This is a genomic window from Pseudomonas sp. G2-4, assembly GCF_030064125.1.
In the GTDB taxonomy this organism is placed as follows: domain Bacteria; phylum Pseudomonadota; class Gammaproteobacteria; order Pseudomonadales; family Pseudomonadaceae; genus Aquipseudomonas.
Window position 1 is genome coordinate 5,976,820 of sequence record NZ_CP125957.1, and the last position, 14,434, is coordinate 5,991,253.

Sequence of the window (14,434 nt, forward strand, 5' to 3'; positions counted from 1 at the left end):
GCTGACCGACCGTGTCGTTTATGTCTGTTCGATGGAATCATCATGTCCAGGTTTTCTGCCGGCATCGCTTTGGGCACTGCCCAGGTTAGCTGCCCCCCGAACGAGCCCCGGGTTCGTTTGCGTCACACCATCGCTGCGCTGTGCGGCCTGCTGCTCACGCCTTACGCAGTCGCCGATGAGCACGACCATCACGAGGTCGAAGAACTGAGCCCGACGGTCATCACGGCCATCGCCCCCAGTTCGCCCCTGACCGTCGTCACCAATCCCAAGGACCCACGTCAGCCGGTCCCGGCCAGTGATGGCGGCGACTACCTCAAGACCATTCCGGGTTTTGCCCTGGTACGCAACGGCGGCACCAATGGCGATCCGGTGCTGCGCGGCATGTTCGGCTCGCGGCTGAACATCCTCACCAATGGCAGCATGCTGCTGGGTGCCTGCCCGGGACGGATGGACGCACCGACGTCCTACATCTCGCCGGAAACCTACGACAAGCTCACCGTCATCAAGGGTCCGCAAACCGTGCTCTGGGGCCCCGGGGCATCGGCGGGGACCGTCCTGTTCGAGCGTGAACCGGAACAGTTCGGCGAACTGGGCACCCGGGTCAATGCGAGCGTATTGGCCGGCTCCAACGGCCGCTTCGACAAGGTCGTGGATGCAGCAGCGGGCGGGCCGCTGGGTTACGTTCGGGTGATCGGCAACACCGCCCACTCGGACGATTACCGCGACGGCAACAACGACACCGTGCCGTCGCGCTACGACAAGTGGAACGGCGACGTGACCCTCGGCTGGACGCCGGACGCCGACACCCTGCTGGAACTGACGGCCGGCAAGGGCGACGGTGAAGCGCGCTACGCCGGGCGCGGCATGGACGGCTCGCAGTTCAAGCGCGAAAGCCTCGGGCTGCGTTTCGAGCGGTCGAACATCGGCGAGGTACTGGATAAGGTCGAGGCCCAGGTCTACTACAACTACGCCGACCATGTGATGGACAATTACACGCTGCGCACGCCGTCCGGCACCGGGATGATGGCCGGGCCCATGGCCTCCAACGTCGACCGCCGCACCCTGGGCGCACGCATCAAGGCCACCTGGCGCTGGGCCGATGTGCAATTGATCAGCGGCCTGGACGCCCAGACCAACGAACATCGCCAGCGCAGCAGCATGGGGATCGATACTTACAAAGAACTGCCACGCACCAAGGACGCCGACTTCCACAATTACGGAGTCTTCAGCGAATTGACCTGGTATGCCGCCGATCGCGACCGAGTGATTACCGGCGCCCGGCTCGACCGCGCCTCGGCCAAGGACTACCGCCAGAACATCGGTTCCGGCATGGCGGCCCGGCCCAATCCCACCGCCGACAAGACCCGTGCCGACACCTTGCCCAGCGGTTTCGTGCGTTACGAACACGACCTGGCCGACAGCCCCACCACGTTGTATGCAGGCTTGGGACACGCGCAACGTTTCCCGGATTACTGGGAGCTGTTCTCGCCGAACGCCGGCCCCAGCGGTTCGCTAAATGCCTTCGACGCGATCAAGCCGGAGAAAACCACCCAGCTCGACTTCGGCCTGCAGTACAAGACCGAAACCCTCGAAGCCTGGGCATCGGGTTATGTCGGGCAGGTGCGCGACTACATCCTGTTCGACTACACCCGCGGAATGATGGGCACCACCTCCCGGGCCGAGAACATCGACGCACGGATCATGGGCGGTGAACTGGGGGCGGCCTACAAGCTGACCGACCATTGGAAAGCCGATGCGACCCTGGCCTATGCGTGGGGCAAGAACAGCAGCGACGGCAGCGCACTGGCGCAAATGCCGCCGCTGGACGCCCGCCTGGGCCTGACCTACAGCGAAGACCGCTGGAGCGCCGGCGCCTTGTGGCGTGTGGTGGCGGCACAGCACCGCGTCGATGAAAACAAGGGCAACGTGGTGGGCAAGGACTACGGCACAAGCTCGGGGTTCGGCGTGTTCTCACTCAACGGCGCCTACCGCATCAACAAACACTGGAAGGTCAGCAGCGGCGTCGACAACCTGTTCGGCAAAGCCTATGCCGAGCACTTGAACCTGGCAGGCAACGCCGGGTTCGGTTACCCGGCGAGCGACCCGCAAGCCATCAACGAACCGGGGCGCACGCTCTGGACGAAGGTGGACATGAGTTTCTAACCACATTGTAGGCAAGGCCTGACACCTGACCCCGTGGCGAGGGAGCCTGCTCCCGCTCGGTTGCGTAGCGACCGCATTAAAAGAAGGACTGCTGCGCAGCCCAGCGGGAGCAAGCTCCCTCGCCACAGGGTCTGTGTTCAATCATGGTTTTGCTGAAACCGCCAAAAAAACATAACGATTACATTTGCCCTGCGGAGCGCTTTCTGATGAGCCAACCGAAACCGAACTTCTTCAACCTGGCCTGGCGCTGGCATTTTTATGCCGGGCTGTTCGTGGCGCCGTTCATGGTGATGCTGGCCCTGACCGGCATCATTTATTTGTTCAAGCCCCAACTCGATCCACTGATGTACGGCAGCCTGCTGAATGTGCCCGCCGGGCATCACACCCTGGCGGCGGACGACTTGCTCAAGCAGGTCCGCCAGGCCTACCCCGAAGGCCAGGTCAAACAATACCTGCCGCCGCTCAACGCCGAGCGCAGCGCGCAGTTCGTGGTCATCGACAAGGGCCGGGAACTGAATGTGTTCATCGACCCGTACCATGGCGACGTTCTCGGTGAACAGGATGCAAAAAACAACCTTCAGGCCATGGCCCGTGCCATCCACGGCGAGCTGCTGATCGGCACCGTCGGTGACCGACTGGTGGAAATGGCCGCTGGCTGGGGCGTGGTGCTGGTGGTGTCGGGGCTGTACCTGTGGTGGCCTCGCGGACAATCGTCCGCCGGGGTGCTGTGGCCACGCTGGAGCGCCCGCGGTCGCGTGTTCTGGCGCGACCTGCATGTGGTCGTCGGCTTCTGGGGCGCGGCCTTGTTGCTGGTGATGCTGCTCAGCGGCATGACCTGGACCGGCTTTTGGGGCAAGCAATACGCCGACCTCTGGAACCGTTTCCCGGCGGCGATGTGGAACGACGTGCCCAAGTCCGACGTCGAGGCTCGCAGCCTCAACAACGCCCACCGCCAGACCGTGCCGTGGGCCGTAGAAAATACGCCGATGCCGATGTCCGGCGACCACGCCGAACACATGGCCCATGGCGGCGCCCACGAAGGTCCGGCGGCCCCGACCGTCAGCCTGCAAGCGGTGCAGGACATCGCCACCGAACGCCAGGTCACACCCGGCTACAGCATCACCCTGCCAACCACGTCCACCGGTGTGTTCACCGTCGCCGTGTTCGCCGATGACCCGCGCAACGACGCGACCCTGCACGTGGACCAATACACCGGCAAAGTCCTGGCCGATGTGCGCTGGGCCCATTACAGCCTCGTCGCCCGCGCCACCGAAACCGGCGTGATGCTGCACGAAGGCAAGATGTTCGGCCCGCTGAACCAGATCATCGTGCTGCTGATCTGCCTGATGATCCTGCTCAGCGCCGTGAGTGGCCTGGTGATTTGGTGGAAGCGCCGGCCGCAGGGCAAGTTCGGTGTACCGCCGCTGCGTCACGACCTGCCGACATGGAAGACCGGAGTGTTCATCATGCTGGCCCTGGCAGTGGTGTTTCCGTTGGTGGGGGCGTCGCTGGTGGTGGTGTGGTTGTTGGATCGGCTGCTGATCCGCTGCAATCGCGAGCCTGAAGTGGCCTCATCTTCAAGCTGAAGACAGTGCACTAACGGAAGACGGCGCGAACGCTCTATTATCGCGCCCGCCATCCAAACGGTGACCACAGCCCCTGTGGGAGCGAGCTTGCTCGCGATGGCGTCAGCCCATCCAGCATTGGTGTGGCAGACAAACAGCTATCGCGAGCAAGCTCGCTCCCACAGTTGATCGTTGGCGACCGTGATATCGGCGCCCCAATGCGGCGCACCCCATCGCACCAACCCCCGAATCGCGATCACTCATGGTGCACCATCCTTTCTCCCCTCCTCGCCACCCCCCTGTTTCCGGGCCTTTTTCCGACCGGGCACACCCCTTGCAAAAGCGCCTTCAGCGTTTGCATCTGCCCTCGAAAAAAACTCATAAGTCCACGGAGATCGCACAATGAAGCGTCGTAGCTTGATCAAGGCTTTTACACTCTCGGCAAGCATTGCCGCGATGGGCATGGCCTGGACCGTCCAGGCCGCCGAGACCATCAAGGTCGGCATCCTGCATTCGCTGTCCGGCACCATGGCGATCTCCGAAACGTCCCTCAAGGACATGGCGCTGATGACCATCGATGAGATCAACGCCAAGGGTGGTGTGAACGGCAAGAAGCTCGAAGCCGTGGTCGTCGACCCTGCATCGAACTGGCCGCTGTTCGCGGAAAAAGGTCGCCAACTGCTGACCCAGGACAAAGTCGCGGTGGTGTTCGGCTGCTGGACCTCGGTGTCACGTAAATCCGTGTTGCCGGTGTTCGAAGAACTCAACGGCCTGCTGTTCTACCCGGTGCAATACGAAGGCGAAGAGATGTCGCCGAACGTGTTCTACACCGGTGCTGCGCCAAACCAGCAGGCGATTCCGGCGGTGGAATACCTGATGAGCGAAGAAGGCGGCAGTGCCAAGCGCTATTTCCTGCTGGGCACCGACTACGTCTACCCGCGCACCACCAACAAAATCCTGCGCTCGTTCCTGCACTCCAAAGGCGTGGCGGACAAGGACATCGAAGAGGTCTACACGCCGTTCGGCCACAGCGATTACCAGACCATCGTGGCCAACATCAAAAAATTCTCGGCCGGTGGCAAGACCGCCGTCATCTCCACGGTCAACGGCGACTCCAACGTACCGTTCTATAAAGAACTGGCGAACCAGGGCCTGAAAGCCACCGACGTGCCGGTCGTAGCATTCTCGGTGGGCGAAGAAGAGCTGCGCGGCATCGACACCAAACCGCTGGTGGGCAACCTGGCGGCGTGGAACTACTTCGAATCCGTGGATAACCCGGCGAACAAGAAATTCGTCGATTCCTGGAAAGCCTACGCCAAGGCCAAGAACCTGCCGGGCGCCGACAAAGCAGTGACCAACGACCCGATGGAAGCCACCTACGTTGGTATCCATATGTGGGCGCAAGCGGCGGAAAAAGCCAAGTCCACCGATGTCGACAAGGTCCGCGAAGCCCTGGCCGGCCAGACCTTCGCCGCACCGTCGGGCTACACCCTGACCATGGACAAGACCAACCACCACCTGCACAAGCCGGTGATGATCGGCGAGATCCAGGCCGACGGTCAGTTCAACGTGGTCTGGCAGACCGAAGGCCCGATCCGCGCCCAGCCGTGGAGCCCCTTCATCGCCGGCAACGACAAGAAGCCTGACTATGCGGTGAAGAGCAACTGAGCCCATGGGTGTTGGTCCAGATCCCCGGGCCGACATACAACCCCTGTGGGAGCGAGCTTGCTCGCGATAGCGGTGGGTCAGCCAGAGGAACAGTGACTGACACACCGCCATCGCGAGCAAGCTCGCTCCCACAAAAAGCACTGTGCAAGGCCTAGCATATGCCCACCGCCCTTTACCGCCTCATCCTCGCCCTGGTGCTGCTGTTGCCACTGGAGGCCCACGCCGGTGACGCCGAAGACTTCGTCGCCGCCAACCCGACCCAGCAAGCCAAGCTGCTGGAAACCTGGGCCGCCCAGCCTGAACCCGAGCGTGTCGAACTGATCAACGCCTTGCAACAAGGCCAGTTGACCGTCGATGGCCAGCCCAAGACCCTGCGTCTGAACAACCGCTTGCGCGGACTGATCGAAACCGCCCTCGCCAGCCATCAACTGCTGGCCGTCGATGCCCGCGTACGCCTGGGCGCCGCGCAGCAGCTGCAAAAAAGCGCCCGCCCGGCCCAACTGACCTTTCTCGATCGGCAACTGGCCGGCGAGCAGGACGAAGACGTGCATGCCGCCCTGAGCCTGGCCCTGGCGAACCTGCAACTGGTGGACGCCAACCCGGCCGTGCGCCTGGCCGCCGTCCGATTGCTGGGGGAAACCGGCGATCCGCTGGCCCGCACCCGTCTCGAAGGCCTGCTTGAGCCCGGCGTCGAAACCGATGCCAACGTGCGCACCGCCGCCGAAACCAGCCTCGCCCAGGTCAAACGCAAACTGCTGGTGGGCGAGCTGCTGGGCCAGGCCTTCAGCGGCATGTCCCTGGGCTCGATCCTGCTGCTCGCCGCCCTCGGCCTGGCCATCACATTTGGCTTGCTGGGGGTGATCAACATGGCCCACGGCGAGATGCTGATGCTCGGCGCCTACTCCACGTATGTGGTGCAGATGCTGTTCCAGCGCTTTGCCCCGAACGCCATCGAGTTCTACCCGCTGATAGCCCTGCCGGTGGCGTTTTTCATCACCGCCGCCATCGGCATGGCCCTGGAGCGCACGGTGATCCGCCACCTCTACGGACGCCCATTGGAAACCCTGCTCGCCACCTGGGGCATCAGCCTGATGCTGATCCAACTGGTGCGCCTGGTGTTCGGCGCACAGAACGTTGAAGTCGCCAACCCGGCCTGGCTGTCGGGTGGGATCCAGGTGTTGCCAAACCTGGTGCTGCCGTACAACCGCATCGTGATCATCGCCTTTGCGCTGTTCGTGGTGGTGCTGACCTGGCTGCTGCTGAACAAGACCCGCCTGGGCCTGAACGTGCGCGCCGTGACCCAGAACCGCAACATGGCCGCCTGCTGCGGCGTGCCCACCGGCCGCGTGGACATGCTCGCCTTCGGCCTCGGCTCGGGCATCGCCGGGCTCGGCGGCGTGGCCCTGAGCCAGATCGGCAACGTCGGCCCGGACCTGGGCCAGAGCTACATCATCGACTCGTTCCTGGTGGTAGTACTTGGCGGCGTGGGCCAGTTGGCCGGTAGCGTGTTCGCCGCGTTCGGCCTGGGCATCGCCAACAAGATTCTCGAACCGCAGATCGGCGCCGTGCTCGGCAAGATCCTGATCCTGGCGTTGATCATTCTGTTCATCCAGAAGCGTCCGCAAGGCCTCTTCGCGCTCAAAGGACGGGTAATCGACTGATGAACCAGCCCCTGATGCTCACGGCCACGCAAAAGGCCGGCCCCAAAGTCACCCTCGCCGTCGGCGCGGTAATCCTGGTCGTGCTGCTGAGCCTGCCACTGTTATCGCTGTTGGCGGCGGACAATCCGTTGCACGTCTCGGCGTACACCCTGACGCTGGTGGGCAAGATCCTCTGCTACGCCATCGTCGCCCTGGCCCTGGACCTGGTCTGGGGCTACGCCGGGTTGCTCTCCCTGGGCCACGGCCTGTTCTTCGCCCTTGGCGGCTACGCCATGGGCATGTACCTGATGCGCCAGGCCGCTGGGGATGGCTTGCCGGCGTTCATGACCTTTTTGTCCTGGACCGAATTGCCTTGGTATTGGGCCGGTACCAGCAGCTTTGTCTGGGCGATGTGCCTGGTGGTGCTGGCGCCGGGGTTGCTGGCGCTGGTGTTCGGCTTCTTCGCCTTCCGCTCGCGAATCAAGGGCGTGTATTTCTCGATCATGACCCAGGCCCTGACGTTCGCCGGAATGCTGTTGTTCTTCCGCAACGAAACCGGGTTTGGTGGCAACAACGGCTTCACCAATTTCCGCTCGATCCTGGGCTTTGGCATCACCGAGCCGGGCACCCGAGCGGTGCTGTTCCTGGCCACCGTGCTGTTGCTGGTGGCGAGCCTGTTCATTGGCTGGCGCCTGGCCCGCAGCAAATTCGGTCGGGTGCTGACGGCCCTGCGGGACGCGGAAAACCGCCTGATGTTCTGCGGCTACGATCCCCGAGGCTTCAAGCTGTTCGTCTGGGTATTGAGCGCGGTGCTGTGCGGCCTGGCCGGGGCGTTGTATGTACCGCAGGTGGGCATCATCAACCCCAGCGAAATGTCACCGACCAACTCCATCGAAGCCGCCGTGTGGGTCGCCCTTGGCGGGCGTGGCACGCTGATCGGGCCGCTGCTGGGCGCCGGTGTGGTCAATGGCATGAAGAGCTGGTTCACCGTGGCCTTTCCTGAGTACTGGCTGTTCTTCCTCGGTGCGCTGTTCATCGTGGTGACCCTGTACTTGCCCAAGGGCGTGATCGGGTTGCTGAAGAAAAGGGGCGAATGATGAGAATCACACCAACGGCCGATTTCATGCTCGAACCCATTCTTGAGCCCAACAAAGACCAAGGCAGCAGTCGCGACGCCATCGGCCTCGGTCAAGCCGCGGGCGTGGGCCTGAACACCCGTCACGGCACCATCCTGACCCTCGAAGACATCAGCGTCAGTTTCGACGGTTTCAAGGCCCTGAACGATCTGAACCTGTACATCGGCGTTGGCGAATTGCGCTGCATCATCGGCCCCAACGGCGCGGGCAAGACCACGCTGATGGACGTGATCACCGGCAAGACCCGTCCCAGCCACGGCAAGGCCTGGTTCGGCGAGACCCTGGACCTGACCAGCATGAGTGAAGTGCAGATTGCCCAGGCCGGCATCGGGCGCAAGTTCCAGAAACCCACAGTGTTCGAAGCCCTGAGCGTGTTCGAGAACCTGGAGCTGGCGCTGAAAACCGACAAGTCGGTGTGGGCCAGTCTGCGGGCGAAACTGAGCGGCGAACAGCACGACCGTATCAGCGAAGTGCTGGAAACCATCCGCCTCACCCCCTCGGTCAATCGCGCGGCCGGCTTGCTGTCCCACGGCCAGAAGCAGTTCCTGGAGATCGGCATGCTACTGGTGCAAGACCCGCAACTGCTGTTGCTCGACGAGCCGGTGGCAGGCATGACCGACGCCGAAACCGAGTTCACCGCCGAGCTGTTCAAGTCCCTGGCGGGCAAGCATTCGCTGATGGTGGTGGAGCACGACATGGGCTTCGTCGGCGCGATTGCCGACCACGTCACCGTGTTGCACCAGGGCAGTGTGCTGGCCGAAGGGTCGTTGGAACAGGTGCAGGACAATGAGCGGGTGATCGAGGTGTATCTCGGTCGCTAGAGCGGCAATGCTGTTCCCTGTGGGAGCGAGCTTGCTCGCGATGGCGGCGACACATTCAACACCTAAGCAAGCTGACCCACCGCTATCGCGAGCAAGCTCGCTCCCACAGGGACTTGAGGAGATTCTGGAATATGCTGCAAGTCGACAAGCTGCACCAGTACTACGGCGGTAGCCACATCCTGCGGGGGCTGTCCTTCGATGCCAAAGTCGGCGAAGTGACCTGCCTGCTGGGTCGCAACGGCGTGGGCAAGACCACCCTGCTCAAATGCCTGATGGGCCTGTTGCCGGCCAAGGAAGGTGCGGTGAGTTGGGAAGGCAAGGCCATCACCACCTTCAAGCCGCACCAACGGGTGCATGCCGGCATTGCCTACGTGCCTCAGGGCCGGGAGATTTTCGGGCGGCTGACGGTGGAAGAAAACCTGCTGATGGGCCTGTCGCGTTTTCCCGGTGCCGAGGCCAAGGAGGTGCCGGCATTCATCTACGAATTGTTCCCGGTGCTGCTGCAAATGAAACAGCGCCGAGGCGGTGACTTGTCCGGCGGCCAGCAACAGCAGCTTGCCATTGGCCGGGCCCTGGCCAGCCGTCCGCGCCTGCTGATTCTCGATGAACCCACCGAAGGCATCCAGCCATCGGTGATCAAGGAGATCGGGGTGGTCATCAAGAAACTGGCGGCACGGGGCGACATGGCGATTCTGCTGGTGGAGCAGTTCTACGACTTCGCCGCCGAGCTGGCCGATCAATACCTGGTGATGTCCCGGGGCGAGATCGTGCAGCAGGGCCGCGGGGAAAATATGGAAGCCGAGGGTGTGCGCGGGCTGGTTACGATCTAGTCTGTAGCGTCCTGACGATAATTAGAAATCATGAACCTACCTGTCTCGCTGTTGACGCCTTCGGCCCTGTTCACCCCCAGCTGGCATGCCGAGCTGGAACTGGGCTACGCCCGGTTTGGCGACTGCACACGCCCGGTACAGCGCCGCCATAAAGGCCCGCTGCGGGTACAAAAGCACCTGTACGCCGAAGGCCCGCAGGTGTGCCAGCACATCATCGTCCACCCGCCCGGCGGGATTGCCGGCGGCGATCGGCTGGACATCTCGGCCCACGTCGGGCCTGGTGCCTGGGCACAACTGACCAGCCCCGGCGCCGCCAAGTGGTACCGCGCCGCCGCCCCGGCGTACCAACAACTGAGCCTGAGCGTGGCCACCGGTGCGACCCTGGAATGGCTGCCCCAGGAAACCATCGTCTTCAGCGCGGCCCAGGCCGAGCTCGGCACCTCCATTGACCTGCAGGGCGACGGGCGTTTGTTCTACTGGGACATGGTTGCCCTCGGCCGACCGGCCAGCGGCGAGCGCTTCGACCTGGGGCATTTCCAGTCGCGGCTGGACATCCGCCGCGACGGCCAGTTGCTGTGGCATGAACGCCAGCGCATTGTGGGCGGTGATGGATTGCTCGACTCGCCCATCGGGTTGGGCGGTGATCCGGTGTTCGCCACGTTGTTGGTGACCGGTGAAGTCGATAGTGCGCTGCTGGAGCAATGCCGCTCCCTCGGCCATGCCGTACGCGGCGACCTGACTCAATTGCCCGGCCTGGTCGTGGCGCGGTGCCTGGCGAGCGAGGCGTTGCTGGCGCGGGGGTGGTTGATTGAATTGTGGCGTTTGCTTAGGCCTGCATTGCTTGGAAGAGAGGCCGTACCACCCAGAATCTGGAGCACCTGAATTGGCTTTCCTGTGGGAGCGAGCTTGCTCGCGATGGCGGAGTGTCAGTCGACATCTACTTTGAATGTCCTGCCGCTATCGCGAGCAAGCTCGCTCCCACAGGGGATGTGTTTACAGCGAAAACTATTTATCTGCCCTTATGGATTGCACATGGACCTGACCCCACGCGAAAAAGACAAGATGCTGATCTTCACCGCCGGCCTCGTCGCCGAACGACGGTTGGCTCGTGGCTTGAAGCTCAACTACCCGGAAGCCATGGCCTATATTTCCGCGGCTCTGCTCGAAGGCGCCCGTGACGGCCAGACCGTGGCCGAGCTGATGCACTACGGCACCACGCTGCTGACCCGTGAACAGGTGATGGAAGGCATCCCGGAAATGATCCCGGAGATCCAGGTCGAGGCGACCTTTCCCGACGGCACCAAACTGGTCACCGTCCACCAGCCGATCGCCTGAGGCCGCGCCATGACCTATCTCGTTCGTGACGCCCAGCCTGCCGACCTGCCCGCGATCCGCGATATCTACAATGACGCGGTACTGAACACCACCGCGATCTGGAACGAACAGCCCGTGGACTTGGGCAATCGCCAGGCGTGGTTCAGCGCCCGGCAATCCCAAGGCTACCCGGTGCAGGTGGTGGTCGACGCCGAGGAGAACGTGCTCGGCTACGCTTCATTCGGCGACTGGCGGCCTTTCGACGGTTTCCGGCACACCGTGGAGCATTCGGTGTACGTGCGCAAAGATCAGCGCGGCCATGGCCTCGGCCCTCTGCTGATGACGGCACTGATCGAGCGCGCCAGGGCCTGCGGTAAACACATCATGGTCGCCGCCATTGAAAGCGGCAACGTCGCCTCGATTCGCTTGCACGAGCGAGCCGGTTTCACCACCACCGGGCAGATGCCCCAGGTGGGTACCAAGTTCGGCCGCTGGCTGGACCTGACTTTCATGCAGCTGGTCCTCGATCCCGGGGCGCAACCGCCTGCCTTTGACAAGGAGTGATGTCTATGAACCCCGCCCAGTTGCGTCGAGTCCCCGCTGAAAGCTTTGCGCATTATCGCCAGGGCCTGATCGATCTGTTGCTCGACGCCGTCGGCTATGGCGCCAGTGTGGGGTTCATGGCCGACCTCGATGCCGTCCAGGCCCGCGCTTATTTCGACGAGGTCCAGGCCAGCCTTGACCAGGGCCATCTACTGCTGTGGGTGGTGGTCAAGGATGAGCAAGTGCAGGCCAGCGTCCAGCTTGCCCTGTGCCAGAAACCCAACGGTCTCAACCGTGCCGAAGTGCAGAAACTGCTGGTGCGCGGCGAAGCTCGGCGCCGTGGCCTGGGCCAGCAATTGATGAGTGCCCTGGAACTCGGCGCCCGCCAGCACAAGCGTGGCCTGCTCTATCTCGACACCCAGGCCGGCTCCGAGGCCGAGGCGTTCTACCGCGCCATGGGCTATACCCGCGTGGGTGAACTGCCCGACTACTGCCAGAGCCCGGACGGGACCTATACCCCGACCACCATTTACTACAAGACTTTGGGGCAACCGCAATGATTCCAGGCCAATACCAGGTCCAGCCCGGCGACATCGAGCTCAACGTCGGCCGCCGCACCCTTACGCTGAAGGTCGCCAACAGCGGTGACCGGCCGATCCAAGTCGGCTCGCACTATCACTTTTTCGAAACCAACGACGCCCTGGCCTTCGACCGTGCCGCCAGCCGTGGCATGCGCCTGAACATCCCGGCCGGCACCGCCGTGCGCTTCGAGCCGGGCCAGAGCCGGGAAGTCGAGCTGGTGGATCTGGCGGGGCATCGTCGGGTGTTCGGGTTTGCCGGACGGGTGATGGGCGAGCTGGATTGACACGCTCTTGTGGCGAGGGAGCTTGCTCCCGCTGGGGCGCGTAGCGGCCCTGTTTTTTGGGGTCTGCTGCGCAGCCCAGCGGGAGCAAGCTCCCTCGCCACAGTGATCGCACATTTCGAATGTTGAATTCCAAGGCATACGCATGAAAATTTCGAGACAAGCCTACGCCGACATGTTCGGCCCCACCGTCGGTGACAAGGTCCGCCTGGCCGACACCGAGTTGTGGATCGAAGTGGAAAAGGACTTCACCACCTACGGCGAAGAAGTGAAGTTCGGCGGCGGCAAGGTGATTCGTGACGGCATGGGCCAGAGCCAGCTGTTGGCCGCCGAGGTCGTGGACACGCTGATCACCAACGCGCTGATCATCGACCACTGGGGCATCGTCAAGGCCGATGTCGGCCTCAAGGACGGGCGCATCGCGGCCATCGGCAAGGCCGGCAACCCGGACATCCAGCCCGACGTAACCATCGCCATCGGCGCCAGCACCGAAGTGATCGCCGGCGAAGGCATGATCCTCACCGCCGGGGGTATCGATACCCACATCCACTTCATCTGCCCACAACAGATCGAAGAAGCGCTGATGAGCGGCGTGACCACCATGATCGGCGGCGGCACAGGCCCGGCCACCGGGACCAACGCCACCACCTGCACTTCTGGGCCGTGGCACCTGGCGCGCATGCTCCAGGCCGCCGACGCGTTCCCGATGAACATCGGTTTCACCGGCAAGGGCAACGCCAGCCTGCCGGAGCCGCTGATCGAACAGGTCAAGGCCGGGGCCATCGGCCTGAAACTCCACGAAGACTGGGGCACCACGCCGGCGGCCATCGACAATTGCCTGAGCGTGGCCGACCAGTACGACGTGCAGGTGGCGATTCACACCGACACCCTCAACGAGTCCGGTTTCGTCGAAACCACCCTGGCCGCGTTCAAGGGCCGCACCATCCACACCTACCACACCGAAGGCGCGGGCGGCGGTCATGCGCCGGACATCATCAAGGCCTGCGGCTTCCCCAATGTGCTGCCCAGCTCGACCAACCCGACCCGGCCGTTCACCCGCAACACCATCGACGAACACCTGGACATGTTGATGGTCTGCCATCACCTGGACCCGAGCATCGCCGAAGACGTGGCGTTCGCCGAGAGCCGCATCCGTCGCGAGACCATTGCCGCCGAAGACATTCTCCACGACCTCGGCGCGTTCTCGATGATCAGCTCCGACAGCCAGGCCATGGGCCGCGTCGGCGAAGTCATCACCCGTACCTGGCAGACCGCCGACAAAATGAAGAAGCAACGTGGCGCCCTGCCCGGCGACGGAGAAGGAAACGACAACTTCCGCATCAAGCGCTACATCGCCAAGTACACCATCAACCCGGCGATCACCCACGGTATCAGCCATGAAGTGGGCTCCATCGAAGTGGGCAAGTGGGCTGACCTGGTGCTATGGCGACCGGCGTTCTTCGGCGTCAAGCCGACGCTGATCCTCAAGGGCGGCGCCATCGCCGCCAGCCTGATGGGCGACGCCAACGCCTCGATCCCAACGCCGCAGCCGGTGCACTACCGACCGATGTTCGCAAGCTTTGGCGGCTCGCGCCACGCCACCAGCCTGACCTTCATCAGCCAGGCCGCCGCCGAGGCGGGGCTACCGGAGCAATTGGGTTTGAAGAAGAGAATCGCCGTGGTCAAAGGTTGCCGCGATGTGCAGAAGACCGACTTGATTCACAACGACTACCTGCCGAGCATCGATGTTGATCCCCAGACTTACCAGGTCAAGGCCGATGGGGTGTTGCTGTGGTGTGAGCCGGCTGAGGTGCTGCCGATGGCGCAGCGGTATTTTCTGTTTTGAGGTGAATCAAAAAGCATACCTGGCCAAACACTTAACCCTGTGGCGA

13 protein-coding genes are annotated in these 14,434 nt (G+C 63.2%); all 13 read left to right on the top strand.

Translation table 11 applies throughout. The features are described from left to right. Nucleotides 1-42: 42 nt before the first annotated feature. The 13 genes from QNH97_RS26265 to ureC all read left to right on the top strand — a co-directional run bounded on the left by QNH97_RS26265 (nucleotide 43) and on the right by ureC (nucleotide 14,388). Nucleotides 43-2,163, top strand: a complete 2,121-nt coding sequence (locus QNH97_RS26265; RefSeq protein ID WP_283554542.1) for a TonB-dependent copper receptor — start codon at nucleotides 43-45, stop codon at nucleotides 2,161-2,163. Nucleotides 2,164-2,369: 206 nt separating this feature from the next. Beyond that, nucleotides 2,370-3,749, top strand: a complete 1,380-nt coding sequence (locus QNH97_RS26270; RefSeq protein WP_283554543.1) for a PepSY-associated TM helix domain-containing protein — start codon at nucleotides 2,370-2,372, stop codon at nucleotides 3,747-3,749. Nucleotides 3,750-4,130: 381 nt separating this feature from the next. Further along, a complete protein-coding gene (gene urtA / locus QNH97_RS26275) occupies nucleotides 4,131-5,396 on the top strand; it encodes an urea ABC transporter substrate-binding protein (RefSeq protein ID WP_283554544.1) in 1,266 nt (421 codons plus the stop codon). A gap of 158 nt (nucleotides 5,397-5,554) precedes the next feature. After that, nucleotides 5,555-7,057 carry an urea ABC transporter permease subunit UrtB gene (gene urtB, locus QNH97_RS26280; RefSeq protein ID WP_283554545.1) on the top strand — a complete coding sequence of 501 codons (1,503 nt, stop codon included), beginning with the start codon at nucleotides 5,555-5,557 and terminating at the stop codon, nucleotides 7,055-7,057. Next, on the top strand, nucleotides 7,057-8,133 hold the full coding sequence (gene urtC / locus QNH97_RS26285) for an urea ABC transporter permease subunit UrtC (RefSeq protein ID WP_283554546.1): 1,077 nt from the start codon (nucleotides 7,057-7,059) through the stop codon (nucleotides 8,131-8,133). Before urtB ends, urtC begins: the two co-directional genes overlap by 1 nt. After that, nucleotides 8,133-8,993 (top strand): urea ABC transporter ATP-binding protein UrtD, encoded by an 861-nt coding sequence (gene urtD / locus QNH97_RS26290; RefSeq protein WP_283554547.1) that lies wholly within the window; start codon nucleotides 8,133-8,135, stop codon nucleotides 8,991-8,993. Before urtC ends, urtD begins: the two co-directional genes overlap by 1 nt. Before the next feature lie 131 nt (nucleotides 8,994-9,124). Next, nucleotides 9,125-9,823, top strand: a complete 699-nt coding sequence (gene urtE, locus QNH97_RS26295; protein ID WP_283554548.1) for an urea ABC transporter ATP-binding subunit UrtE — start codon at nucleotides 9,125-9,127, stop codon at nucleotides 9,821-9,823. Between the two features lie 30 nt (nucleotides 9,824-9,853). Continuing rightward, nucleotides 9,854-10,705, top strand: coding sequence for an urease accessory protein UreD (locus QNH97_RS26300; RefSeq protein WP_283554549.1), 852 nt, complete (start codon nucleotides 9,854-9,856; stop codon nucleotides 10,703-10,705). A 150-nt stretch (nucleotides 10,706-10,855) separates the two neighbouring features. Beyond that, nucleotides 10,856-11,158, top strand: a complete 303-nt coding sequence (gene ureA, locus QNH97_RS26305; protein ID WP_283554550.1) for an urease subunit gamma — start codon at nucleotides 10,856-10,858, stop codon at nucleotides 11,156-11,158. 9 nt (nucleotides 11,159-11,167) lie between these two features. Continuing rightward, nucleotides 11,168-11,701: a GNAT family N-acetyltransferase gene (locus QNH97_RS26310; protein ID WP_283554551.1), complete on the top strand. Its 534-nt coding sequence runs from the start codon at nucleotides 11,168-11,170 to the stop codon at nucleotides 11,699-11,701. A 5-nt stretch (nucleotides 11,702-11,706) separates the two neighbouring features. Beyond that, entirely contained in the window at nucleotides 11,707-12,240 is a 534-nt protein-coding gene (locus tag QNH97_RS26315) for a GNAT family N-acetyltransferase (protein ID WP_283554552.1), read from the top strand. Beyond that, a complete protein-coding gene (locus QNH97_RS26320) occupies nucleotides 12,237-12,545 on the top strand; it encodes an urease subunit beta (protein ID WP_283554553.1) in 309 nt (102 codons plus the stop codon). The genes QNH97_RS26315 and QNH97_RS26320 overlap by 4 nt, the downstream gene beginning before the upstream one ends. Before the next feature lie 142 nt (nucleotides 12,546-12,687). Continuing rightward, nucleotides 12,688-14,388, top strand: coding sequence for an urease subunit alpha (ureC, locus tag QNH97_RS26325; RefSeq protein ID WP_063325175.1), 1,701 nt, complete (start codon nucleotides 12,688-12,690; stop codon nucleotides 14,386-14,388). Nucleotides 14,389-14,434 lie beyond the last annotated feature (46 nt).

Bases quoted from the DNA above. Each gene is read 5' to 3' on its own strand.
- QNH97_RS26270 (WP_283554543.1), top strand. From the start codon at position 2,370: ATGAGCCAACCGAAACCGAACTTCTTCAACCTGGCCTGGCGCTGGCAT.
- QNH97_RS26265 (WP_283554542.1), top strand. From the start codon at position 43: ATGTCCAGGTTTTCTGCCGGCATCGCTTTGGGCACTGCCCAGGTTAGC.
- urtC (WP_283554546.1), top strand. From the start codon at position 7,057: ATGAACCAGCCCCTGATGCTCACGGCCACGCAAAAGGCCGGCCCCAAA.
- QNH97_RS26320 (WP_283554553.1), top strand. From the start codon at position 12,237: ATGATTCCAGGCCAATACCAGGTCCAGCCCGGCGACATCGAGCTCAAC.
- urtE (WP_283554548.1), top strand. From the start codon at position 9,125: ATGCTGCAAGTCGACAAGCTGCACCAGTACTACGGCGGTAGCCACATC.
- urtA (WP_283554544.1), top strand. From the start codon at position 4,131: ATGAAGCGTCGTAGCTTGATCAAGGCTTTTACACTCTCGGCAAGCATT.
- ureA (WP_283554550.1), top strand. From the start codon at position 10,856: ATGGACCTGACCCCACGCGAAAAAGACAAGATGCTGATCTTCACCGCC.
- ureC (WP_063325175.1), top strand. From the start codon at position 12,688: ATGAAAATTTCGAGACAAGCCTACGCCGACATGTTCGGCCCCACCGTC.
- urtB (WP_283554545.1), top strand. From the start codon at position 5,555: ATGCCCACCGCCCTTTACCGCCTCATCCTCGCCCTGGTGCTGCTGTTG.
- QNH97_RS26310 (WP_283554551.1), top strand. From the start codon at position 11,168: ATGACCTATCTCGTTCGTGACGCCCAGCCTGCCGACCTGCCCGCGATC.
- QNH97_RS26315 (WP_283554552.1), top strand. From the start codon at position 11,707: ATGAACCCCGCCCAGTTGCGTCGAGTCCCCGCTGAAAGCTTTGCGCAT.
- urtD (WP_283554547.1), top strand. From the start codon at position 8,133: ATGAGAATCACACCAACGGCCGATTTCATGCTCGAACCCATTCTTGAG.
- QNH97_RS26300 (WP_283554549.1), top strand. From the start codon at position 9,854: ATGAACCTACCTGTCTCGCTGTTGACGCCTTCGGCCCTGTTCACCCCC.